This window comes from Paraburkholderia sp. SIMBA_053 (genome assembly GCF_046534895.1).
Lineage (GTDB): Bacteria > Pseudomonadota > Gammaproteobacteria > Burkholderiales > Burkholderiaceae > Paraburkholderia > Paraburkholderia caledonica.
In genome coordinates this window covers 1-243 of record NZ_JAWRXU010001489.1, presented here as the reverse complement: position 1 = coordinate 243, position 243 = coordinate 1, and the positions used below count along the sequence as shown (strand labels likewise).

The 243-nt window shown below is 64.6% G+C and carries 1 pseudogene; it reads right to left on the bottom strand.

The features are described 5' to 3' along the window. A pseudogene (locus SB753_RS40555) lies at positions 1-243 on the bottom strand (hypothetical protein); the annotation flags it as partial.

The following is a 243-nucleotide window of genomic DNA, read 5'->3' as shown; positions in this document are numbered from 1 at the left end:
CCCGTCGTCGCCGTCAGGTTGCCCGCCTTCTGCGTGTTGATGTGCTGCGTGACCGAGCCATACACGTCGACGTCCGTCTTCGAGACCGACGAGCTGAATCCCCACTGCGCAGCGACGCTGTCGTGCGTCTTCGATTTCTCGACTTCGTAGCCGCTCGACTGCTCGCCGTAGGCCCTATAGCCGGAGCCCTGGTTGGCCTTGTAACCCCACACCTTGCCCTGGCCCGAGGCTTCGACTGCGCCG